The organism is Spirillospora sp. NPDC047418 (assembly GCF_040643275.1).
In the GTDB taxonomy this organism is placed as follows: domain Bacteria; phylum Actinomycetota; class Actinomycetes; order Streptosporangiales; family Streptosporangiaceae; genus Spirillospora.
In genome coordinates this window covers 1-21,900 of record NZ_JBEYTW010000130.1, presented here as the reverse complement: position 1 = coordinate 21,900, position 21,900 = coordinate 1, and the positions used below count along the sequence as shown (strand labels likewise).

The window sequence follows — 21,900 nt, the reverse complement described above, 5'->3', positions numbered from 1 at the left end:
CCGCGCGGGGTCCGGGGCACGGCCGCGTCTCAGCCGGCCTGGTCGAGGCTGCCGTCGCGGCGGCCGACGGACACGAGCCGGTCCATCGACAGCGCCGCGACCGCGTACCAGCAGGCCCCGACCAGCGCCTCGATCCCGAGCAGCCCCACGATGTGGCCGGCGGGCGCGCCGTCGAGGATGCCGCGCACGGCCTCCAGCCCGTGCACGACCGGCTGCGCCCGCGCCGCGAACTCCACCGGCGCGGGCCACACCTCGACCGGCACGTTCACCCCGCCGAACGTCATCACGATCCCGTAGGCGACGTTCAGCACCAGCCATTCGACGCCGCGCAGCCGCAGCGCGACGCCCGCCAGCGCGCACCCGTACCCGTAGCTGCTGAGGAGGATCAGCAGGACGACCGGCAGGGCGTATCCGGCGCGCGGCCAGGGCAGCGGCACCCCGAGCAGCGGCGGCAGCACCAGCCAGGCGGCCGACGAGCTGATCAGCCCCGTCACCGTCCACTGGAGCCCGCGCCCCAGGTACACCGGCAGGTGCCCGGACGGCGCGATGGCCAGCAGCGGCAGCGTCCCCATGCGCCGTTCACCGGCCAGCGAGATCACCACGATGGTCGACTCCATGCAGGCCAGGACGACGATGTTGCCGACGAGCACGTACCGCATCGTGTCCTCGTCGCCGACGTAGCGGCCCAGCAGGGCGTAGAACGTGGCCTGGCAGAGGAGCCGCACCAGCCACCCGGCCGTCCACGTGCGCCAGGTGTAGACGGCCCCCATCTCGGCGAACCCCAGGATCAGCGACTCCCGGGCGATCCGCGGCACGTGCCTCACGCGAACTCCACCATGCCCTCCCGGCGGGAGCGGTCGACGTAGCGCCGGGTCAGCCACAGGCCCGCGGCCATCGCCGCCGCGCCCAGCCCGAGGATCGCCGCGACCGGCCGGAACCAGGCGTCCGCGTCGCCGCGGACGGCGCCGCGCAGGAGTTCCGCGCTCCACGACAGGAACACCACCCGGCTGAACGGGTGCAGCCAGCCGGGCAGCGCCGCGACCGGCACGAGGATCCCGCCGAGGATGTAGAAGGGGTAGCCGAGCGAGTTCTGCAGGACGTCCCGCGCCCGCGACACCACCAGCACCGCCGACAGCAGGGTCGCGGTCCCGATCGTCGCCAGGCAGGTGACCGCGACCGCGACGGCGAACAGCGCGGGATCGGCGACCGCCACCACCCGGCCGAAGCCGAGCGCCGCGACCAGCCACGACTCGGCGAACGCGGCGGCGCCGACCAGCACCACCATCGCGACCCGCCCGGCCACCACCGGGCCGAGCGGGACGGGCGCCGCGATCATCGGGGTGAACCGCCCGGCCCAGCGGTCCTCGGGGACGATGCGCCCGGCGTGGTCGAGCGCGGCGACCCAGAGCCCGATCAGGCCCGGCGCGAGGACGGCGTTCGCCACGGCGTCCGGGCGGTGCGACGTCACGGTCAGCGCCAGCATCGTCGTGGTCTGCATCGGGGCGATCAGCAGGATGAGCGCGTGCTCCGGCGCGCGCCGCGACAGCGCGACCTGGAGCAGCACCGCCCGCCACATCGCGCGGAGCGTGCTCATACCCGCATCCCCCGGTCGCCCACGGCGCGCAGGTAGACCTCTTCGAGGCTCGGCTCGCCGCGCCGGGCGGTGAGGACGTCGCGGTCCAGCAGCCAGCCGAGGACGCGGCGGCTGCCGTCCCGGCCGGCCGTGTGGACGCGCCACGCCGCACCGTCCCGCCGCTCGACGCCGGTCACGTCCGGCAGCAGCGCCAGGCCCTCGGCGACGGACGGGTCGGGGTGCGTGAAGTCGACGCACTCGCGCTCGCCGAGGAACCGCCCGACCCGCGCCGTGTCGGCGCTCAGCAGCATCCGGCCGCGGTCGATGAGCGTCACCCGGTCGCACAGCGCCGTGGCCTCGTCCATGTCGTGGGTGGCCAGCAGGAACGTGCGGCCCTCCGCGCGCAGGTCGAGGACGAGCCGCCGGAACGCCCCCGCCGCGACCGGGTCGAGCCCGGACGTCGGCTCGTCCAGGAACAGCATCCGCGGCTCGTGCAGCAGGCCCCGCGCGAGGTGCAGGCGCTGCCGCATCCCGCGCGAGAACCGCTCCACGCGGTCGTCCGCGCGTTCGGCGAGACCGACCCGCTCCAGCAGCGCGTCGGCGCGCTCGCGGGTCGTGCGGGCGTCGAGCCGGTAGAGGGCGCCCCAGAACAGCAGGTTGCGGCGGGCGGACAGCCGGTCGTAGAGGCCCCGGTCGCCGCCGAGGACCAGCCCGATCAGCGACCGGACGTCGCGGGTGTCCGCGACCACGTCGTGACCGAGGATCCGCGCCGACCCGCCCGACGGCAGCAGCACGGTGGAGAGGATCTTGACGAGGGTGGTCTTGCCCGCGCCGTTCGGCCCGAGCAGCCCGTGGATCTCGTTCCGCTCGATGGTCAGGGTCAGGTCGTCCAGGGCGACGACGGGGTCCTTGCGGCCGCGCCTGTAGACGCGTCGCAGGCCGGAGGTGTGCACGGCGGCTTCCATGCCTCCGACCGTCGCCGTAAGGAGGGGGCCCGGGCCATAAGGCGGCGGCCTATCTCCTAGACCAGACCGCGGTCGCGGGCGGCGGCGACGGCCTCGCCGCGCGAGGCGACGCCGAGCTTGGCGAGGATGTTCGAGACGTGGACGCTGGCGGTCTTGGGCGAGATGACCAGCTCCTCGGCGATCTCGCGGTTGGAGCGGCCCCGCGCCAGCAGCCGCATCACCTCCGACTCGCGGGCGGTGAGCGGCCCGCCCGACGGCCCGGCCAGGCCCGCGCGGCGCGCCCGCTCGGAGATGCGGCGGGCCAGCGGCGCGGCGCCGAGCCGGGCGGCGATCCCGGCGGCACGGTCGAACCGGGCGGCGGCCGCCGCCCGGTCCCCGTCCGCGAGGTCGGCGCAGGCCGCGTCGAACAGCGCCCGCGCGAGCGGATGCGGCTGGTCCAGCTCCTCCCACGTCCCGATCACGGTGTCCCAGGCGGCCGGGCCGCCGGTCAGCGCGGTGACCGACGCCCGGTGCGCGGCCGCCACGGGCGTCGCGGCGGGCAGCCGCGCGGCCAGCTCGCCGATCTCGGGGAGCTGCGCGCCGCCGGCGCGGGCGGCGGCCTCCAGCAGCGGCCAGAGGTGGCAGGGCTGGACGGTGAGCCGCGGATGGCGCAGCACCGAGTCCAGGGCGGCGCGAGCGGCCGGCCGGTCGTCCTCCGCCAGCCGCCACTCGATGATCATCTGGGCGAGCGGCAGCGCGGTCTGCGGCAGCCCGCCGCCGAGCGGGACGGCGAGGGTCTCCGGGTCGGGTTCCGGGCCGGTGCCGCGCGCCGCCAGCAGCGCGATCCGCCAGATCATCAGCTGGACGCGCAGGGCGGGCCCGTGGTGGCGGTCGAGCCGCCGCTGCAGCGTCTCCGCAGCCTCCTCCCAGCGGCCGAGCCGGTAGAGCGCCTCGACCTCGTTGACCGCGAGCGCCACGCCCGCGCTGTGCACGAGCCCGGCGCCCTCCGCGACGGCGAGCCCCTCGGCGGTGTGCCGCAGCGCCTCGGCGGCCCGGCCCCGGCTCAGGGCGCAGTGCGCCAGCAGGTTGAGCACCCGCGTGAGCTCCCACGGCCCGAGGTCGTCGTGCCGGAGCCGGCGCAGCGCCATCAGATCACCGTCGCCGTCGCGCGCCGCCGCGGCCGCCGCCGTCAGGCGCAGCCCGTCCGCAGGGCCGGCGCCCACGGTGCGGGCCAGTTCGAGCCCCTCCCGGCCGAAGCGCTCCCCCTCGCCGGTCTCCCCGTAGACCAGCAGCCGGGCGCTCAGCCGCGCGAGCACGTGGACGCGCGCCGGGGTGGGGCGTGCGGCGAGCCGCTCGGCCTCGCGCAGGTCGTCCAGCTCGTCATCCCCGCCCTGGTATCCGGCCATCATCGCGCGGAGCGCCAGCAGCCGCGCCGCCCGGTCCGGGTCGCGGTCGCGGTCCGTCTCGGCCAGGGCCCGCTGGACGAAGGGGAGCCCGCGGCGGGGATCGCCGCAGACCCCGGCGGCGTCCCCGGCGGCCTCCAGCACCTCGGACCGGGAGAGGCCGGTCAGGGACTCGGCGGACGGTACCCGGTCCCACAGCTCCAGGACGCGCTCCAGCAGCGCGAGCTGCTCGGCGTAGGCGGTGGCCGCCCGCCGCTCCTCGGCCGCCCACCACGCGGCGGCCAGGGCCTGCGTGTGGTCACCGCAGCCCTGCCAGTGGACGGCGAGTGCGCTCGCCGGGGCGTCGCAGAGCTCCGGACGGCGCTCGACGGCCTCGGCGTACCGGCGGTGGAGCGCCGCGCGCTCGCCGGGCAGCAGGTCCTCGTGGACGGCGTCGCGGATGAGCGCGTGCCGGAACGCGTACCCGTCGCCGTCCGCGACGAGCAGGCCGTGGTCGACGGCGGGGCGCAGCGCCGCGCTCAGCCCGGACTCGGGCAGGCCGGTCACCGCCGCCAGCAGCGCGTGCCCGACGTGCTCCCCGCCGGCGCTCGCCGCCCGCAGCGCCGCGCGGGACTCCGCCGGCAGCCGGCGGACGCGGCCGAGCAGCAGGTCGCGCAGCGAGCCGGGGACCGTCTCGCCCCGGCTGCCGACGAGCGCCTCCACGAACAGCGGGTTGCCGCCGCCGCGCGCGTGGGCGTCGCGCACCAGCGCGGGGTCGGCGGCGCCGAGGATGCCGCGCACCTGGTCGGCTACCTCGGACCGGCTGAGCGGCGGAAGGTCGACGCGCGCCACGTGCGGGAGGCGGGCCAGTTCGGCGAACAGCGGCCGGGTGCCCGGCTCCTCGGGACGGAACGTGACGACCGGCAGCACCCGGCCGCGCGGCGGGTTCCGGAGCAGGAAGGACAGCAGATCGCGCGTCGACCCGTCGGCCCAGTGGGCGTCCTCGACGACCAGCACGACCGGTTCCGGCTCGGCGAGCCGCTCCACCAGCGTCAGGACGTGCTCGAACAGCCGCATCTGCCCGGTGCCGTCGTCGGCCGGCGGCGCGGCAGCGGTCAGGCCGGGCATCAGCCGGGCCAGCTCCGGCAGGGCCGTCCCGGGCATCAGCGACGCGACCGCGTCCCGGCCGAGGCGCCGCAGGATCGCGCTGAACGGCGCGTAGGGCAGGCTGGCCGCGCCGAGGTCCAGGCACCCGCCGGTCAGCGTGCGCAGTTCCCGTGTGAACTCGGTGACCAGGCGGGTCTTGCCGCCGCCCGCCTCTCCGCCGACGAGGACGGCGGCGGGCGCGCCCGCGCAGGCCCGCGTGTGCGCGCGGCGCAACTCGTCCAGTTCGGCGGCGCGCCCGGCGAACACGGGGCTGACGGTTCCCACCCGCACCAGCATGCCGGGCCCTCCAGCGAAGATCCACCGGAAGGTCTCTTGACGCCACTTGTGTTGTGGTTGCCGGTCAGGTAAGCTTGTGGTCGTCTTATTGTCGCCCGGCAGGGGAGTCCATTGAGGATCTGAGGTCCGACACCGCGCGTATGGCCGTCTCCGGCCCGCGCACGTGACCTCAGAGCGGACCCTCGTCCCGCCGGGCTTTTTCATGCCCGCCGGCGCGTCGCGCGTTCCCGCGGTGTCTCCATGCAGCCCGAAACCATCTCGACACCCATGGAGACCGCCCTTTATGTCTTTCGCCATCGTGTGCTCGGACCTGTCGTTCGCCTGGCCGGACGGCACCGTCGTCCTGGACGGCCTCGACGCCGCGTTCGGCACCGGCCGGACGGGGCTGATCGGCGTCAACGGCTCCGGCAAGTCCACCCTGCTCAAGATCATCGCCGGTGGGCTGCGGCCCGCCTCGGGCACCGTCGCCGTCGAGGGCGAGGTCGGCCACCTGCCGCAGAACCTCGTCCTGGACGGCGCCGCGACCGTCTCGGACCTGCTCGGCATCACCGCGACCCGCACCGCGCTGCACGCCATCGAGCGCGGCGAGGCCACCGAGGAGAACTTCACCGCGGTCGGGGAAGACTGGGACGTCGAGGAGCGCGCCCGCGCCGAACTCGACCGGCTCGGCCTCGACCACCTCGACCTGGACCGGACCGTCCCGACCCTCTCCGGCGGCGAGGCCGTGATGGTCGGCCTCGCGGCGCGGTTCCTCGCCCGTCCGAACGTCCTGCTGCTGGACGAGCCCACCAACAACCTCGATCTGGACGCGCGCCGCCGCCTCTACGACGCGGTCGCGTCCTGGACGGGCGTGCTCGTCGTCGTCAGCCACGACCGGGAGCTGCTCGACCGCGTCGACGAGATCGCCGACCTGCGCGACGGCGCGGTCCGGACGTTCGGCGGCAACCTGACCGAGTACGAGGAGCTGCTCGCCGTCGAGAAGGAGGCGGCCGAACGGACGGTCAGGTCCGCCGAGACGGACCTGCGCCGCCAGAAGCGCGAGCTGGAGGAGGCCCACGTCAAACTCGCCAGGCGCAAGCGCTACGGCGACAAGATGTTCGAGAACAAGCGCGAACCGAAGATCGTCATGGGGGCGCGGAAGCGGGCGGCGCAGGAGTCGGCCGGCAAGCACCGCATCATGCACGAGGAGCGGCTCGCCGACGCCCGCACCCGGCTCACCGAGGCGGAGGAGGCGGTCCGCGCGGACACCGAGATCCGGATCGAGCTGCCCGCCACCCGCGTCCCGGCCGGCCGGACGGTCCTCACGGTGACCGGCCTGGCCGCGCCCGAACCGGAGACCGGCACGCTCACCGAGCTGATCGTCCGGGGTCCGGAGCGGATCGCGCTGACCGGCCCGAACGGCTCGGGCAAGACGACGTTCCTCCGCGCGCTCACCGGCGAGCGCGTGCCCGAGGGAATGGAGGTCAAGATCGGCGTGGACGGCGTCCGCTACCTGCCGCAGCGCCTCGACATCCTGGACGAGGACCTGAGCGTCATCGACAACGTCCGCGCCCAGGCGCCGTCGGCCTCGGTGAACGACATCAGGGCCGGCCTCGCCCGGTTCCTGTTCCGGGGAGCACGCGCCGAGCAGCGCGCGGCGACCCTGTCGGGCGGGGAGCGCTTCCGCGCCGTCCTGGCGTCCCTGCTGCTCGCCGAGCCCGCCCCGCAGCTGCTCATGCTGGACGAGCCGACGAACAACCTCGACATGGCCAGCGCCGCCCAGCTCGCCCAGGCCCTGTCCGCCTACGAGGGCGCGCTGATCGTGGTCAGCCACGACGTCCCGTTCCTGCGCACCCTCGGCCTCACCCGCCGGCTCCGCCAGGACCGCGCCGCCGGCCTCACCGAGGCGGAGTCGATGTAACGGAAAATCGGGTGATCTTGGGATATCTCCGCTGCTACGGTCGTGCTCGTCATCGAGGGGAAGTGAACGAGATGCCGACGAGGCTCAACCAGATCATCGCGGTCGAAAAGGGCGTGAAGAGCAAGTCCGTCCAGGACCTGGCGGCGGCGCAGCAGTCGACGCAGAAGGCCCCGCTGCTGTCCGGCATCTCGCGGACCTACCAGCCGAAGGACGAGGACGGCGAGCAGCTGCCGGCCGAGTCCACCCGCGTCCAGGTCACGGTCGAGGGGGTGCTGCGCGATGTCGCGCGCTCCCTCACCCGGCTGCTCGACGTCACCGCCACCAAGGACTGGGCGAACTGCACGGCCCGCGCCGACGTGACCGTGGACGGCACGACGCTGGTGCGGGACGTGCCGGTCACCTACCTGCTGTTCCTGGAGAAGCAGCTGACCGACCTGCACGCCTTCCTGCGGAAGCTGCCGATGCTGGACGCGGCCGAGACGTGGACCTTCGACCCGTCCACCGACGTGTGGCGCACCGAGCCCGTCCGCACGGTGAAGACCAGGAAGGTGCCGCGCAACCACGTCAAGGCGGAGGCGACCGACAAGCACCCGGCCCAGGTCGAGGTCTACTACGAGGACATCGCCGTCGGCCACTGGACGACGGTGAAGTTCTCCGGCGCCCTGCCCGCCCGGCGGGTCAACGAGCTGCTCGACCGTGTCGAGAAGCTCAAGGACGCCGTGAAGTTCGCTCGGGAGGAGGCCAACGGCGCCGAGGTGACCGACCAGCGTGTCGGCGACGCCGTGTTCGGCTACGTCTTCGGCTGAGCCGGGGAGCCCGCGACAACTCCATAGGATCCCCCCGCCGCCGCGCGGGGGGTGCGCGAGGAGCGCAAGCTGAAGCTGAAGCCGAAGCTGATCAGGGTGAGCGTCCAGTGCGGGTTCGAGTCCCGCCCCCGGCACCCGCGCCGGGGTGGCCCAACGGTAGAGGCAGCCGCCCGCTCAACCTCAGATTCCTGCTCCAAGCTCAGCATTCACCGCCGATCACCGGATCGTGCGGACGCGGACGACACTCCGGAAATGCCGGTTCGAATCCGGCTCGCCCAGCTCGATGGGCGATGGCGTAACGGAAACGCGCCGGAGCCGTTCAGGATGATCCGCGTCCGCCTGGCACCGGTGTGCGAACTGGGCGGTAACCACAGGGGCCCGGGGGATGGCAAAACCCCCGGGCCCCGCTCGCGCGCTCGGTCAGGTGAGGACGCGCTTGGTGAAGGTGCGGGTCGCGGCCCAGGTCAGCAGGACCGTGCCGCCGACGATGGCCAGCAGGAACGCCCACGACGGCATGTGCGGGATGCCGGGGGTGAGCGCGCTCCGCAGCCCCTCGCTGACGTAGACGAGGGGGTTGAACAGGCTCGCGATCTGCAGCCAGCGGATATTGTCCAGCGCCGACCACGGGTAGTACACGCAGCCGAGCATCGTCATCGGCAGCAGCACCATCGCGAACAGGACCTGGACCTTCTGCGGGTTCATGATCGTGCCGAGCAGCAGGCCGCCGGCGGCCGACAGCAGCGACCCCGCGACCATGACGAGGATCAGCACCGGCCAGTTGCCGACGTGCACCTCGGGCGCCTGCCCGTCGGCGTGGATGAGCAGCACCGCGGGGAAGACCAGCAGCCCGCCGATGAGGCCCTGCACCGCCGCCGCGATGATCTTCTGGGCGGCCAGCAGCGGGATCGGGACCGGCGCCAGCGCCCGGTCGGTGATCGACTTCTGCCAGGTCAGCTCCATCATCAGCGGGAAGATCACCGCCATCATCGCCTGCATGATGATGGACGAGCCGACCAGGCCCGGCACGAGGATGGTGGAGAACGACGGCCCGCCCGGCCCGCCCGCCATGGCGCCGCCGCCGAGCTTCGGCAGGACGTAGGCGAACACGAACACGAACATCACCGGCTGCACCAGCACCCGGACGAACGTCGACAGGAAGTTCTTGCGCATGACCCGCGCCTCGCGCGCCATCATCGCGGCGAACGTGCGCGGGATCGTCGCCCGCGCCGGCGGCGGCGGCGCGAGGACGGCGGGAGCGGCTGAGGCGGTCATTCGCGGTATTCCCTTCCGGTGAGGGCGAGGAAGACGGTCTCCAGGCTGGGACGGAGCTGGGTGGCGTCGGTGACGCCGACGCCGGCGGCGGAGCCGATCGTGACGAGCTCGCCGAGGATGCCCTCGGGGTCGGCGGCGAAGACGCGGACCTGGCCGTCGGCCACCTCGACCCTGCTGATGCCGTCCCGGTCGGAGAGCTTCTTGATCTCCTGCGGGGCGGCGGCGTCGTAGCTGACGGTGATGACGGTGTCGGCGCCCGCGCTGGACTTCAGCTGGTCGACGGTGCCGCTCGCGAGGATCCTGCCGCGGTCGACGACGGCGACCCGGTCGCAGAGGGCCTCGGCCTCCTCCATGTAGTGGGTGGTGAGCAGGATCGTCTGCCCCGCCGCCTGGAGGCCGCGCAGCACCTCCCACAGGTTGGTGCGGGTCTGCGGGTCGAGGCCGGCGGTCGGCTCGTCCAGGAACAGCACCTCGGGGCCGTGCATGAGCGCGCGGCAGATCATGACGCGCTTGGCCTGCCCGCCGGAGATCTCGAACGGGTTGCCGCCGCGCGCCTCGGTCAGCCCGAACAGCTCCAGCAGCTCGGCGGCCCGCTTGCGGGCGTCCCGGGCGCTCAGCCCGAAGTACCGGCCGCGGAACTCCAGGTTCTCCACGACGGTGAGGTCGCTGTCGAGGGTGTTGTTCTGCGAGACCACGCCGATGCGCCGCTTGATCTCGACGGCGTCCTGCACCACGTCCAGGCCGGTCACCTGCGCGCTGCCGCCCGTCGGGACGACCAGCGTGGTGAGCATGCCGATGGTGGTGGACTTGCCCGCGCCGTTCGGGCCGAGCAGCCCGAAGAACTCGCCGCGCGGGACCTCCAGGTCGATGCCCTGGACGGCGGGGACCGCGGGGCGCGGCCCGGAGGCGGGGTAGGTCTTCTCGAGGCCGACCGTGCGTACGGCGGCCTCCGGGGGTTCGGTCATGCGCCGTCTCCCTCTGCTTCCTGGTGGTTGTCGTCGTGGTCGTCGTGGGGGTAGTTCTCGAATCGTTCGATCAGCCTGAGCAGGAACCGGCGGACGGCCTCCACGTCCTCCTCGCCGACGACGTCGTAGAGGCGGCCGAGGTCCCGCCCGATGGGCTCGGACTTCTCGGCGAGCAGCTGCCGCCCGGAGTCGGTGACGCGCAGCATGACCCCGCGCCGGTCGCGGTGGGAGGGCTCCCGCCGGACGTGCCCGTTGCGCTCCAGCGTGTCGACCACCGAGGTGACCGTCGCGGGGGTCACGTGCAGCCGCTTGGCGACCTCGCCGGGGCGCAGGCCGTCCTCGACGATGAGCAGGCGCAGCAGGAAGTACCCGGCGGGGCTGATGCCGTGCCGCTCGACGATCCGCCAGACGACGGGGCCCGACAGCCGCGAGGCCGCGGCGAAGAGCCTGCCGATCGGCCACTCCTCCCTGGGGCCGTACAGCTTGAGGTCGTCGATACCGAAGTTCCCCATGGCAGGTGATGTTAGGGGCCTGAATTTTAGATGGCAAACCTTTAACCCCCTAAATACTCTCCGTTCGACCTATGGCGTCAACATAGGTTGACGTGTGTCACGTGTCAACCTGCATTGACGCGCGGAGGCGCGGGAGGTGTGGCGCTCATCTCAGCGAGTGGGAAAACAGGGCCCCGGCGTTGAATAGGCATCCAAGGTCCTGCATACTCTTGCTTGTTGTCTTCGAGAGGGCATGGGGAGATGGGAATCCGGACGGCGGTCGCCGGCGCCAGCGGGTACGCGGGCGGCGAGCTGCTGCGCATCCTGGCGGGACATCCAGAGTTCGAGATCGGCGCGCTGACGGCCGGCACCAACGCCGGCACCGAACTGGGTGCGCACCAGCCCCACCTGCGATCGCTGGCCGGGCGCGTCCTGGCCGAGACCACCCCCGAGACCCTGGCCGGCCACGACGTGGTGTTCCTGGCGCTGCCGCACGGCCAGTCCGGCCCGCTCGCCGCGCGGCTGGGCGAGGACGTCCTGGTCATCGACTGCGGCGCCGACCACCGGCTCGCCGACCCGGCCGCCTGGGAGGCGTTCTACGGGACGCCCCACGCGGGCACCTGGCCCTACGGGCTGCCCGAGCTGCCCGGCCACCGGGACGCGCTGCGCGGCGCCAGGCGGATCGCCGTGCCGGGCTGCTACCCGACCGCGGTGTCGCTCGCGCTGGCCCCGGCGTTCGCCGCCGGGCTCGCCGAGCCCGACGCCGTCGTGGTCGCCGCGTCCGGCACCTCCGGCGCGGGACGGGCCCTCAAGCCGCACCTGCTCGGCAGCGAGGTCATGGGCTCGGTGTCCGCCTACGGCGTCGGCGGGACGCATAGGCATACGCCCGAGATGATCCAGAACCTGAGCGCGGCGGCGGGGGAGCCGGTCACGGTGTCCTTCACCCCGACGCTCGCGCCGATGAGCCGCGGCATCCTCGCCACCTGCACGGCCAAGGCCCGGCCCGGCGTGACCGCCGCGGCGGTGCGCGCCGCCTACGAGGCGGCCTACGCCGGCGAGCCGTTCGCCGGCCTGCTGCCCGAGGGGCGGTGGCCCGCCACGTCGATGACGCTCGGCGCGAACACCGTCCTGCTGCAGACGGCCCTGGACGAGGCGGCCGGCCGCATCGTCGTGGTCGCCGCCGTCGACAACCTCGCCAAGGGCACCGCGGGCGGCGCGGTGCAGAGCGCCAACATCGCCCTCGGCCTGCCCGAAGAACTCGGGCTCACCACGATCGGAGTCTCCCCGTGAGCGTCACCGCCCCCAGGGGTTTCCGCGCCGCCGGCGTCGTCGCCGGGCTGAAGGACAGCGGCAACCGCGACCTGGCCCTCGTCGTCAACGACGGGCCCTCCCGCGCGGCGGCCGGCGTCTTCACCCGCAACCGCGTGAAGGCCGCGCCCGTCCTGTGGTCGGAGCAGGTCCTCAAGGGCGGCCGGGTCCGGGCGGTCGTGCTGAACGCGGGCGGCGCCAACGCCTGCACCGGCGCGCCCGGCTTCCAGGACACCCACGCCACCGCCGAGAAGGCCGCCGAGCTGCTGGCGGACTCCGCCGGCGAGATCGCGGTCTGCTCCACCGGGCTGATCGGCGAGCGGCTCCCGATGGACCTGCTGCTGCCCGGCGTCGACAAGGCCGCCGCCGAGCTGTCGCGCGGCGACGGCGGGCTCGCCGCCGCCGACGCGATCCGCACCACCGACACCGTCGCCAAGATCTCCTTCCGGCAGGGCGCCGGCGGCTACATGATCGGCGCGATGGCCAAGGGCGCCGGCATGCTCGCCCCGTCCCTCGCCACCATGCTCTGCGTCGTCACGACCGACGCCGACCTGCCCGCCGAGGCGCTCGACCGGGCGCTGCGCGCGGCGACGGGCGCCACCCTCGACCGGCTCGACTCCGACGGCTGCATGTCGACCAACGACACCGTCCTGCTGCTGGCGTCCGGCGCGGCCGGGACCGTCCCGGACGAGGAGGAGTTCACCGCGCTGCTCACCGAGGTGTGCGCGGACCTCACCCGGCAGCTGCTCGTGGACGCCGAGGGCGCCTCCAAGGCCATCGCGATCGAGGTCGTCGGCGCCGCGTCCGAGGACGACGCGGTCACCGTCGGGCGCTCCATCGCCCGCAACAACCTGCTCAAGTGCGCGATCCACGGCGAGGACCCGAACTGGGGCCGGGTGCTGTCGGCGGTCGGCACCACCGACGCGGCGTTCGAACCGGACCACCTCAACGTCGCGATCAACGGCGTGTGGGTGTGCCGCAACGGCGCGTCCGGCGACGACCGGGACAAGGTCGACCTGCGCCCCCGCGACGTGACGATCACCGTCGACCTGGCCGCCGGCCCGCACAGCGCCACCGTCTGGACGACCGACCTCACGGCCGACTACGTCCACGAGAACTCGGCGTACTCGACATGAGCGCGATCACCACCGGCGCGCAGATCCGCGGCACCCGGGCGGGCGTGCTGCCGAAGGCCGAGACCCTCATCAAGGCGCTGCCGTGGCTGGAGCGCTTCCACGGCACGACCGTCGTGATCAAGTACGGCGGGCACGCGATGACAGAAGAAACACTGCGCTGCTCGTTCGCCGAGGACATCGTGTTCCTGCGCTACGCCGGGCTGAAGCCGGTGATCGTGCACGGCGGCGGCCCGCAGATCAACGCGGCGCTCGCCCGCAACGGCATCGACTCGACGTTCACCGCCGGGCTGCGGGTCACCACGCCGGAGGCCATGGAGGTCGTCCGGATGGTGCTGACCGGGCAGGTGCAGCGGGACGTCGTCGGGCTGATCAACCGGCACGGGCCGTTCGCGCTCGGCATGTCCGGCGAGGACGCGAACCTGTTCACCGCCGAGCGCAAGCACGCGGTCGTGGACGGCGCGAAGGTCGACATCGGCCAGGTCGGCGAGATCGTCGAGGTGCAGGTCGGGGCCGTCCGGGCGCTGCTGGACGACGGCCGCGTCCCGGTCGTGTCCAGCATCGCGCGCGGCGACGACGGCGAGGTGTACAACGTCAACGCCGACACGGCCGCCGCGGCGCTGGCCGTCGCGCTGGACGCGGCGAAGCTGGTCGTCCTCACCGACGTCGACGGCCTCTACGCGAACTGGCCCGACAGCGACGACGTGATCGACAGCCTCACCACCGACGAGCTGGCCGCGCTGCTGCCCGGCCTGTCCGCCGGGATGGTGCCGAAGATGGAGGCGTGCCTGGCCGCCGTCCGCGGCGGCGTCCCGCAGGCCCACGTGCTGGACGGGCGCGTCACGCACTCGCTGCTGCTGGAGATCTTCACCGACGAAGGGATCGGAACGATGGTGCTGCCCAGCCTCCCGGGCGCCCCCGCCGAGGCGACCGCCGAGGTGACCGCATGAGCGGCCTGCGGAGCCGGTTCGAGGCGGCGTTCATGCCGAACTACGGCGTGCCGCCGGTGGCGCTGGCGCGCGGCGAGGGCTGCCGGGTCTGGGACACCGACGGCCGCGAGTACCTCGACCTGATCGCCGGGATCGCGGTCAGCTCCCTCGGGCACGGGCACCCGGCCCTGGTCGAGGCGGTGTCGGCGCAGGCCGCGACGCTGGCGCACACGTCCAACCTGTTCCTGAACGAGCCCGAGGTGCTGCTCGCCGAGCGGCTGCGGGAGCTGCTCGGCGGCGACGGGAGGGTCTTCCTCGCCAACAGCGGCACCGAGGCGAACGAGTGCGCGCTGAAGCTCGCCATCAAGTACGGCAAGCGGAACGGGCGGTCCTACTTCGTCGCCGCGGAGAACGGGTTCCACGGCCGGAGCCTCGGCGCGCTGTCGCTGACCGGCAAGGCGTCGATCCGGGAGCCGTTCGGGCCGTTCGCCATCGACGTCCGGTTCGTCCCCTACGGTGACGCCGGTGCGCTGAAGGCCGCCGTCGACGAGGACTGCGCGGCCGTGTTCCTGGAGCCCACGCTGGGCGAGGCGGGGGTCGTCCCGCCGCCGGACGGGTACTTCACGGCCGCCCGGGAGATCTGCGACGCGGCGGGCGCGCTGTTCGTCGCCGACGAGATCCAGTCCGCGATCGGCCGCACCGGGACCTGGTTCGCGTTCGAGCACGAGAACGCCAGGCCCGACGTCATCACCCTCGCCAAGGGCCTCGGCGGCGGGCTGCCGATCGGCGCCTGCGTCGCGTTCGGCCCGCACGGCGACCTGTTCGCCAAGGGCGACCACGGCAGCACGTTCGGCGGGAACCCGGTCGCGGCCGCCGGTGCCCTCGCCGTCCTCGGCACCATCGAGAAGGACGGCCTGCTCGCCAACGCCGTCTCGGTGGGGGAGGCCCTGGCCGCCGGGCTCGCCGCCATCGACCACCCGCTGCTCGCGGGCGTCCGGGGCCGGGGGCTGTGGCGGGCCGCCGTCCTCACCGGGCCGCACGCGCCCGCGGTGGAGGCCGCCGCCCGCGACGCCGGCTTCCTCATCAACGCCCTCCAGCCGGACGCGCTGCGGATCGCGCCGCCGCTCGTCCTCACCGCCGAGCAGGCGCGGTCGTTCACCGACGCCTTCCCCTCGATCCTCGACGCCGCCTCCCCGGGCCAGGAGGGATGACCATGACCAGGCACTTCCTCCGGGACGACGACCTCGCCCCCGCCGAGCAGGCCGAGGTCCTCGGCCTCGCCGCCGCGGTGAAGAAGGACCGGTTCGGGTACCGGCCCCTCGAAGGCCCGCGGTCGGTCGCCGTCCTGTTCGACAAGCCGTCCACCCGGACCCGGCTGTCGTTCGCCGTCGGCATCGCCGAGCTGGGCGGCAACCCCCTCGTCATGGACGCGGGAACGAGCCAACTCGGCCGCGGCGAGACGATCGCCGACACGGCGCGGGTCCTGGAGCGGCAGGTCGGCGCCATCGTGTGGCGGACGGGCGGGCAGGAGCGCATCGACGAGATGGCCGCCGGCACCACCGTCCCGGTCGTCAACGCCCTCACCGACGAGTTCCACCCCTGCCAGATCCTCGCCGACCTGCAGACCGTCCGGGAGGCGAAGGGCGACCTCGCCGGCGCCGTCCTCGCCTACTTCGGCGACGGCGCCAACAACATGGCGCACTCCTACCTGCTCGGCTGCGCCACCGCCGGGATGCACGTCCGCGTCGGCGCCCCCGCGTCGCTGCCGCCCGACCCGGCGATCGTGGCCCGCGCCACCGAGATCGCCGCCGCGACCGGCGGGTCCGTGACCGTCACCGACGACGCCGCGAAGGCCGCCGCCGGAGCCGACGTCCTCGCCACCGACACGTGGGTGTCGATGGGCCAGGACGGCAAAGACACCTCCCGCTACGAGCCGTACTCGGTCGACGAGGAGCTGCTCGCCCTCGCCGACCCCGCCGCGATCGTCCTGCACTGCCTGCCCGCCTACCGCGGCAAGGAGATCGCCGCCTCCGTCCTGGACGGACCGCGGAGCCGCGTCTGGGACGAGGCGGAGAACCGGCTGCACGCCCAGAAGGCGCTGCTCGTCTGGCTTCTGGAGCGGTCCCGGTGACGACCCCCATGACCAAGGCCGCCCGGCACGCCCGGGTGATCGAGCTGCTGACCCGGCACCCCGTCCACTCGCAGGGGGAGCTCGCGAAGCTCCTCGGCGACGAGGGCGTCGACGTCACCCAGGCCACGCTGTCGCGCGACCTGGTCGAGATCGGCGCGGTGAAGCTGCGCGCCGACGACGGCAGCCTGATCTACGCCGTCCCCGGAGAGGGCGGCGAGCGGATCCGGCGGGCCCGCACCGGGGCCGCCGAGACCTTCACCGGACGGCTCTCCCGGCTCGCCGCGGAGCTGCTCGTCTCGGCCGAGGCGTCGGCCAACCTGGTCATGGTGCGGACCCCGCCCGGGGCCGCGCAGTACCTGGCCTCGGCGATCGACCACGCCGAGTGGCCGGCGATCCTCGGGACCGTCGCGGGCGACGACTCGATCCTCGTCATCTCCCGCGACCCAAGCGGCGGGGAGGACGTCGCGGAAGCGCTCCTCAGGCTGACCAGCGGGCGCGAACGACGAAGCTAGGGCCGCCCGGCGGCCCCCATCCCAGCCTTCCGAAATCCGAACACTTTCGCACAGGAGACAAAGACCATGAGCGAGCGCGTCGTACTCGCGTACTCCGGAGGCCTGGACACCTCCGTCGCCATCCCGTTCCTCGCCGAGCAGACCGGCGGCGAGGTCATCGCCGTGGCGGTGGACGTCGGCCAGGGCGGGGAGGACCTCGACACCATCCGCAAGCGGGCCCTGGCCTGCGGCGCCGCCGAGGCCGTCGTCGTGGACGCCAAGGAGGAGTTCGCCGCGGACTTCTGCGTCCCGGCCATGCAGGCCAACGCCCTCTACATGGACCGCTACCCGCTGGTGTCGGCGCTGTCGCGGCCACTGATCGTCAAGCACCTGGTGTCGGCCGCCAAGCAGTTCGGCGGCACCACCGTCTCGCACGGCTGCACCGGCAAGGGCAACGACCAGGTCCGCTTCGAGGCCGGCCTGTCCGCCCTCGACCCCGACCTGAAGGTCATCGCGCCCGCCCGCGACTTCGCCTGGACGCGGGACAAGGCCATCGCGTTCGCCGAGGACAAGGGCCTGCCGATCGACGTGTCGGCCAAGTCGCCGTACTCCATCGACCAGAACCTGTGGGGCCGGGCCGTCGAGACCGGGTTCCTGGAGGACATCTGGAACGGGCCCATCGAGGACGTCTACGACTACACCGCCGACCCCGCCGAGCCGCGCGGGGCCGACGAGGTCGTCATCACGTTCGCGTCCGGCGTGCCGGTCGCGCTGGACGGCCGCCCGCTCACCCCGTACCAGGTCATCGCCGAGCTGAACCGGCGCGCCGGCGCGCAGGGCGTCGGCCGCATCGACATGGTCGAGGACCGGCTCGTCGGCATCAAGAGCCGCGAGGTCTACGAGGCCCCGGCCGCGATCGCGCTGATGGCCGCGCACATGGAGCTGGAGAACGTCACCGTCGAGCGCGACCTCGCCCGCTTCAAGCGGTCCGTCGACCAGCGGTGGGGCGAACTCGTCTACGACGGCCTCTGGTTCTCGCCGCTGAAGGAGTCGCTGGACGCGTTCATCGCCGACGCGCAGAAGCAGGTGTCCGGCGAGGTCCGGATGACGCTGCACGGCGGCCGCGCCGTCGTCACCGGCCGGCGCAGCGACGCGTCCCTCTACAGCTACGACCTCGCCACCTACGACACCGGCGACGCCTTCGACCAGAGCCTCGCCAAGGGCTTCGTCGAGCTGTGGAGCCTGCCCAGCAAGATGGCGGCCAAGCGCGACCGCGACCTGGACGCCTGACCCCGCGGGGAACGGCGGCCGAGCGAAGCTCGTCGTTTGTCTGGCGGCGGGTGGGGGCTGGAGGACGGGGTTTCGCCGTACCCTTGGCGGACGCGCCGGCACGCGCGGGGACGCCCTCCGCGGGCGTCCCCGCGTGCCGCGCCGGCGCGGAGACGACAAACGATCAGCGGTGGGAAGAAGAGGAAATTTCGTGACCAAGGCACCGACGCGGCTGTGGGGCGGCCGGTTCGAAGGCGGCCCGTCGGACGCGCTCGCGCGGCTCTCGGTGAGCGTCCAGTTCGACTGGCGGCTCGCCCCCTACGACCTGATGGGCTCGCGCGCGCACGCCCGCGTCCTCAACCGGGCGGGGCTGCTCACCGACGACGAGCTCGAGCGCATGATCGGTGCCCTGGACGACCTCGAAGAGGCGTGCAAGTCCGGCGAGTTCCGGCCCACCGTCGCCGACGAGGACGTCCACACCGCGCTGGAGCGCGGCCTGCTGGAGCGGCTCGGCGCCCTCGGCGGCAAGCTGCGCGCCGGCCGCAGCCGCAACGACCAGGTCGCCACCGACCTGCGCCTCTACCTGCGCGACCACGCCCGGCAGATCACCTCCCGGCTGGTCGAGCTGGAGACCGCGCTGATCGCGCAGGCCGAGCACAACCTCGGCGTCGCCGCGCCCGGCATGACGCACCTGCAGCACGCGCAGCCCGTGCTGTTCTCCCACCAGCTCCTCGCGCACGTCCAGCCGCTCACCCGCGACGTCGACCGGCTCCGCGACTGGGACAAGCGCGCCGCGGTGTCCCCGCTCGGCTCCGGCGCGCTCGCCGGCTCGTCGCTGCCGCTGGACCCGCAGGCGACCGCCGCCGAGCTCGGCTTCGACGCCGCCGCGCCCAACTCCATGGACGCCGTCGCCGACCGCGACTTCGTCGCCGAGTTCCTGTTCGCCGCCGCGCTGATCGGCGTGCACCTGTCGCGCCTCGGCGAGGAGGTCTGCCTCTGGGCGTCGCAGGAGTTCCGCTGGATCGAGATGGACGACACCTACGCCACCGGGTCGTCGATCATGCCGCAGAAGAAGAACCCCGACGTCGCCGAGCTGGCGCGCGGCAAGGCGGGCCGCCTCATCGGCCACCTCGTCGGCCTGCTCACCACCCTCAAGGGCCTGCCGCTCACCTACAACCGCGACCTGCAGGAGGACAAGGAGGGCGCGTTCGACGCCGTCGAGACGCTGCTGCTCGTCCTGCCCGCCATGTCCGGCCTCATCGCGACGATGCGGGTCAACACCGAGCGCCTGGAGGCCCTCGCCCCGGACGGCTTCGCCCTGGCCACCGACCTCGCCGAGCTGCTCGTCCGGCGCGGCACGGCGTTCCGCGACGCGCACGAGGTCGTCGGCCACCTCGTCGTCTGGTGCCAGGTCAACGACAAGGACTTCGACGACCTCACCGACGAGGAGCTCGCCAAGGTGTCGCCGCACCTGACGCCGGACGTCCGCGAGGTGCTGAACGTCCAGGGCGCCCTGGCGTCGCGGAAGGCGTACGGGGGGACGGCGCCGGACCGCGTCCGCGAGCAGCTCGACGCGCTGCGCGCCCTGGTCAACGAGCACGCCGCCTGGGCGTCCGGCTCCGACTCCTGACCTCCGCGCGGGCCCGGTCCCGGGGGCGGGCATAGGCTGGCACGACCGACTCTTTCGACGATGGTGAGGCGATGGACGGAGCGTTGCTGCCGCGGGACTTCTTCGACGGTCCGGTGGAGGAGGTGGCGCCCTCGCTTCTCGGGCGCGTGATCGCGCACCGCACACCGGAGGGCGAGGTCGCCGCGCGGCTGACGGAGGTGGAGGCGTACGCGGGGCCCCTGGACCCCGCCTCCCACGCCTACCGGGGGCGGACCCGGCGCAACGAGGTCATGTTCGGGCCGCCCGGCCACGTCTACGTGTACTTCACCTACGGCATGCACTTCTGCATGAACCTGGTGTGCGCGCCGGAGGGCACGTCCATGGCGGTGCTGCTCCGCGCGGGCGAGATCATCACGGGTGAGGATCTCGCCCGCGCGCGGCGGCCGCGCTCGTCCGTCCGAGACCTGGCCCGCGGCCCGGCCCGGCTCTGCCAGGCCCTCGGCATCGCCCGCGAGCAGAACGGCCTGGACGTGTGCACCCCCGGCGGGGAGATGACCGTCCTCGAAGGCAAACCGGTCGACCCCGCACTGATCCGCAACGGACCGCGGACCGGCGTGAGCGGCGCCAAGGAGGTCCCGTGGCGGTTCTGGATCGACGGCGACCCGAGCGTCTCCCCGTACCGCCCGCACGTCCCCAAGCAGCGCAAGAAGCTTCCCGCCGGTGACTGACGCGCCCCGCCACCGCGAAACCGGCCGTTGAATATCGTTGGCGCGACATGAGCCCGCTGGTGCAGGCTGGCGGGTGTACGGAAAGCAAGCCGGAGACGAGGGAGACCGTGACCGACATCCTGGACGATCTCGCGTGGCGCGGCCTGATCGCGCAGTCCACCGACCTGGACGAACTGCGGGCCCTGCTCGCCGCGGGACCGGTCACGCTCTATTGCGGCTTCGACCCGACGGCGCCGTCGCTGCACCTCGGCAACCTCATCCAGATCCTCACGCTGCGGCGCTTCCAGAAGGCGGGCCACCGGCCGATCGGCCTCGTCGGCGGCGCCACCGGCCTGATCGGCGACCCGAGCGGCAAGAGCGCCGAACGCGTCCTGAACTCCGAGGAGACCGTCGCCGCCTGGGTCGAGCGGGTCCGCGGCCAGGTGTCGAGGTTCCTCGACTTCCACGCGGGGCCGACCGGCGCCACCATGGTCAGCAACCTCGACTGGACGGGCCCGATGTCCGCCATCGAGTTCCTGCGCGATATCGGCAAGCACTTCCCGGTCAACCGGATGCTCGCCCGCGAGACGGTGAAGGCGCGGCTCGACTCGACGGGCATGAGCTACACCGAGTTCAGCTACGTCCTGCTCCAGTCGATGGACTTCCTGGAGCTGTACCGGCGGCACGGCTGCCGGCTGCAGACGGGCGGCAGCGACCAGTGGGGCAACCTCACCGCGGGCGTCGACCTCATCCGCCGCGTCGAGGGCGGCAGCGCGCACGCGCTGACCACTCCGCTCCTCACCAAGGCGGACGGTTCGAAGTTCGGCAAGACGGCCGGCGGCGAGACGTACTGGCTCGACCCCGAGCTCACCTCGCCCTACGCGTTCTACCAGTTCTGGATCAACGCGGACGACCGCGACGTGGAGCAGTTCCTGAAGTTCTTCAGCTTCCGTTCCCGCGAGGAGATCGAGGAGCTGGTGAAGCTGGGCACCGACCGTCCGGCCGCGCGCGCCCCGCAGCGGGCGCTCGCCGAGGAGATGACCACGCTCGTCCACGGCGCGGACGAGACGGCCCGCGTCGTCGCCGCCTCCCGCGCCCTGTTCGGGCAGGGTTCCCTGGAGGAACTGGACGAGCGGACGCTGAAGGCGGCGCTCGCGGAGGTGCCCCGGGCGGAGGTAGGGCCCGGGGACCTGCCGAGCGTGGTCGACCTCCTGGCGGCCTCCGGGCTCTGCAAGAGCAAGTCCGAGGCGCGCCGTGCCATCACCCAGGGCGGCGCCTACCTCAACAACGCCAAGGTCGAGTCGGAGGACGCCGCGCCGGCGGCCGCCGACCTCCTCCACGGCCGCTTCCTCGTCCTGAGACGGGGTAAGCGGAACGTGGGCGGCGTCGAGGTGACCGCTTCCTGAGCCGTCCCGCCACCGCCCGTCCGGTCCCGTACCGGGCGGGCGGTCGCCATGGTGCGCCCAGCATGGGCGATTGCTTGGGGGTGAAAGTCCCCTGGAGGAAGAGGTGGTGCTAACTCCGAGCCGGAGGCAAGGGCGTCGTTG

At 73.4% G+C, this 21,900-nt stretch carries 19 protein-coding genes; 12 read left to right on the top strand and 7 right to left on the bottom strand.

Annotated features, from left to right (window positions below; all coding sequences use genetic code 11):
- Nucleotides 1-29 precede the first annotated feature (29 nt).
- From ABZ806_RS41590 to ABZ806_RS41575, 4 genes are read right to left on the bottom strand one after another with little or no spacing between them, the layout of a single operon-like run.
- Complete coding sequence (locus tag ABZ806_RS41590) at nt 30-824, bottom strand: ABC transporter permease (RefSeq protein WP_500224397.1); 795 nt, start codon at nt 822-824, stop codon at nt 30-32.
- Nucleotides 821-1,594, bottom strand: coding sequence for an ABC transporter permease (locus ABZ806_RS41585; protein ID WP_500224393.1), 774 nt, complete (start codon nt 1,592-1,594; stop codon nt 821-823). The genes ABZ806_RS41590 and ABZ806_RS41585 overlap by 4 nt, the downstream gene beginning before the upstream one ends.
- Nucleotides 1,591-2,538 (bottom strand): ABC transporter ATP-binding protein, encoded by a 948-nt coding sequence (locus tag ABZ806_RS41580; protein ID WP_500224385.1) that lies wholly within the window; start codon nt 2,536-2,538, stop codon nt 1,591-1,593. Before ABZ806_RS41580 ends, ABZ806_RS41585 begins: the two co-directional genes overlap by 4 nt.
- Nucleotides 2,539-2,594: 56 nt before the next feature.
- Nucleotides 2,595-5,342 (bottom strand): helix-turn-helix transcriptional regulator, encoded by a 2,748-nt coding sequence (locus tag ABZ806_RS41575; RefSeq protein WP_500224381.1) that lies wholly within the window; start codon nt 5,340-5,342, stop codon nt 2,595-2,597.
- Between the two features lie 283 nt (nt 5,343-5,625).
- Between ABZ806_RS41575 and ABZ806_RS41570 the strand changes: the two genes are divergently transcribed.
- Both ABZ806_RS41570 and ABZ806_RS41565 read left to right on the top strand, forming a co-directional pair.
- Nucleotides 5,626-7,242 carry an ABC-F family ATP-binding cassette domain-containing protein gene (locus tag ABZ806_RS41570; protein ID WP_500224378.1) on the top strand — a complete coding sequence of 539 codons (1,617 nt, stop codon included), beginning with the start codon at nt 5,626-5,628 and terminating at the stop codon, nt 7,240-7,242.
- Between the two features lie 71 nt (nt 7,243-7,313).
- Complete coding sequence (locus ABZ806_RS41565) at nt 7,314-8,048, top strand: DUF7873 family protein (protein ID WP_500224404.1); 735 nt, start codon at nt 7,314-7,316, stop codon at nt 8,046-8,048.
- Nucleotides 8,049-8,468: 420 nt separating this feature from the next.
- Here the strand turns inward: ABZ806_RS41565 and ABZ806_RS41560 are convergent, their stop codons facing one another.
- The 3 genes from ABZ806_RS41560 to ABZ806_RS41550 are packed head-to-tail and all read right to left on the bottom strand — an operon-like array spanning nt 8,469 to nt 10,797.
- Complete coding sequence (locus tag ABZ806_RS41560) at nt 8,469-9,320, bottom strand: ABC transporter permease (RefSeq protein ID WP_500224375.1); 852 nt, start codon at nt 9,318-9,320, stop codon at nt 8,469-8,471.
- Nucleotides 9,317-10,285, bottom strand: a complete 969-nt coding sequence (locus tag ABZ806_RS41555) for an ABC transporter ATP-binding protein (RefSeq protein ID WP_500224372.1) — start codon at nt 10,283-10,285, stop codon at nt 9,317-9,319. The genes ABZ806_RS41560 and ABZ806_RS41555 overlap by 4 nt, the downstream gene beginning before the upstream one ends.
- Nucleotides 10,282-10,797 carry a MarR family winged helix-turn-helix transcriptional regulator gene (locus ABZ806_RS41550; protein WP_500224369.1) on the bottom strand — a complete coding sequence of 172 codons (516 nt, stop codon included), beginning with the start codon at nt 10,795-10,797 and terminating at the stop codon, nt 10,282-10,284. The genes ABZ806_RS41555 and ABZ806_RS41550 overlap by 4 nt, the downstream gene beginning before the upstream one ends.
- A gap of 240 nt (nt 10,798-11,037) precedes the next feature.
- Between ABZ806_RS41550 and argC the strand changes: the two genes are divergently transcribed.
- The 10 genes from argC (at nt 11,038) to tyrS (ending at nt 21,759) form a co-directional block, all read left to right on the top strand.
- On the top strand, nt 11,038-12,066 hold the full coding sequence (gene argC / locus ABZ806_RS41545; protein WP_500224366.1) for an N-acetyl-gamma-glutamyl-phosphate reductase: 1,029 nt from the start codon (nt 11,038-11,040) through the stop codon (nt 12,064-12,066).
- Nucleotides 12,063-13,220, top strand: a complete 1,158-nt coding sequence (argJ, locus tag ABZ806_RS41540) for a bifunctional glutamate N-acetyltransferase/amino-acid acetyltransferase ArgJ (protein ID WP_500224363.1) — start codon at nt 12,063-12,065, stop codon at nt 13,218-13,220. Before argC ends, argJ begins: the two co-directional genes overlap by 4 nt.
- Complete coding sequence (gene argB, locus ABZ806_RS41535) at nt 13,217-14,167, top strand: acetylglutamate kinase (protein ID WP_500224360.1); 951 nt, start codon at nt 13,217-13,219, stop codon at nt 14,165-14,167. The genes argJ and argB overlap by 4 nt, the downstream gene beginning before the upstream one ends.
- Complete coding sequence (locus ABZ806_RS41530; protein ID WP_500224357.1) at nt 14,164-15,357, top strand: acetylornithine transaminase; 1,194 nt, start codon at nt 14,164-14,166, stop codon at nt 15,355-15,357. The genes argB and ABZ806_RS41530 overlap by 4 nt, the downstream gene beginning before the upstream one ends.
- Before the next feature lie 2 nt (nt 15,358-15,359).
- The gene (gene argF / locus ABZ806_RS41525) at nt 15,360-16,277 is read left to right on the top strand and encodes an ornithine carbamoyltransferase (RefSeq protein ID WP_500224355.1); all 918 of its coding nucleotides are present in this window, start codon (nt 15,360-15,362) and stop codon (nt 16,275-16,277) included.
- A gap of 8 nt (nt 16,278-16,285) precedes the next feature.
- Entirely contained in the window at nt 16,286-16,789 is a 504-nt protein-coding gene (locus ABZ806_RS41520; RefSeq protein ID WP_500224400.1) for an arginine repressor, read from the top strand.
- Between the two features lie 66 nt (nt 16,790-16,855).
- Complete coding sequence (locus tag ABZ806_RS41515; protein ID WP_500224351.1) at nt 16,856-18,058, top strand: argininosuccinate synthase; 1,203 nt, start codon at nt 16,856-16,858, stop codon at nt 18,056-18,058.
- 190 nt (nt 18,059-18,248) lie between these two features.
- Nucleotides 18,249-19,667, top strand: a complete 1,419-nt coding sequence (argH, locus tag ABZ806_RS41510; RefSeq protein ID WP_500224348.1) for an argininosuccinate lyase — start codon at nt 18,249-18,251, stop codon at nt 19,665-19,667.
- Between the two features lie 71 nt (nt 19,668-19,738).
- A complete protein-coding gene (locus tag ABZ806_RS41505; RefSeq protein WP_500224345.1) occupies nt 19,739-20,374 on the top strand; it encodes a DNA-3-methyladenine glycosylase in 636 nt (211 codons plus the stop codon).
- Between the two features lie 107 nt (nt 20,375-20,481).
- Nucleotides 20,482-21,759 (top strand): tyrosine--tRNA ligase, encoded by a 1,278-nt coding sequence (tyrS, locus tag ABZ806_RS41500; RefSeq protein ID WP_500224343.1) that lies wholly within the window; start codon nt 20,482-20,484, stop codon nt 21,757-21,759.
- Nucleotides 21,760-21,900 lie beyond the last annotated feature (141 nt).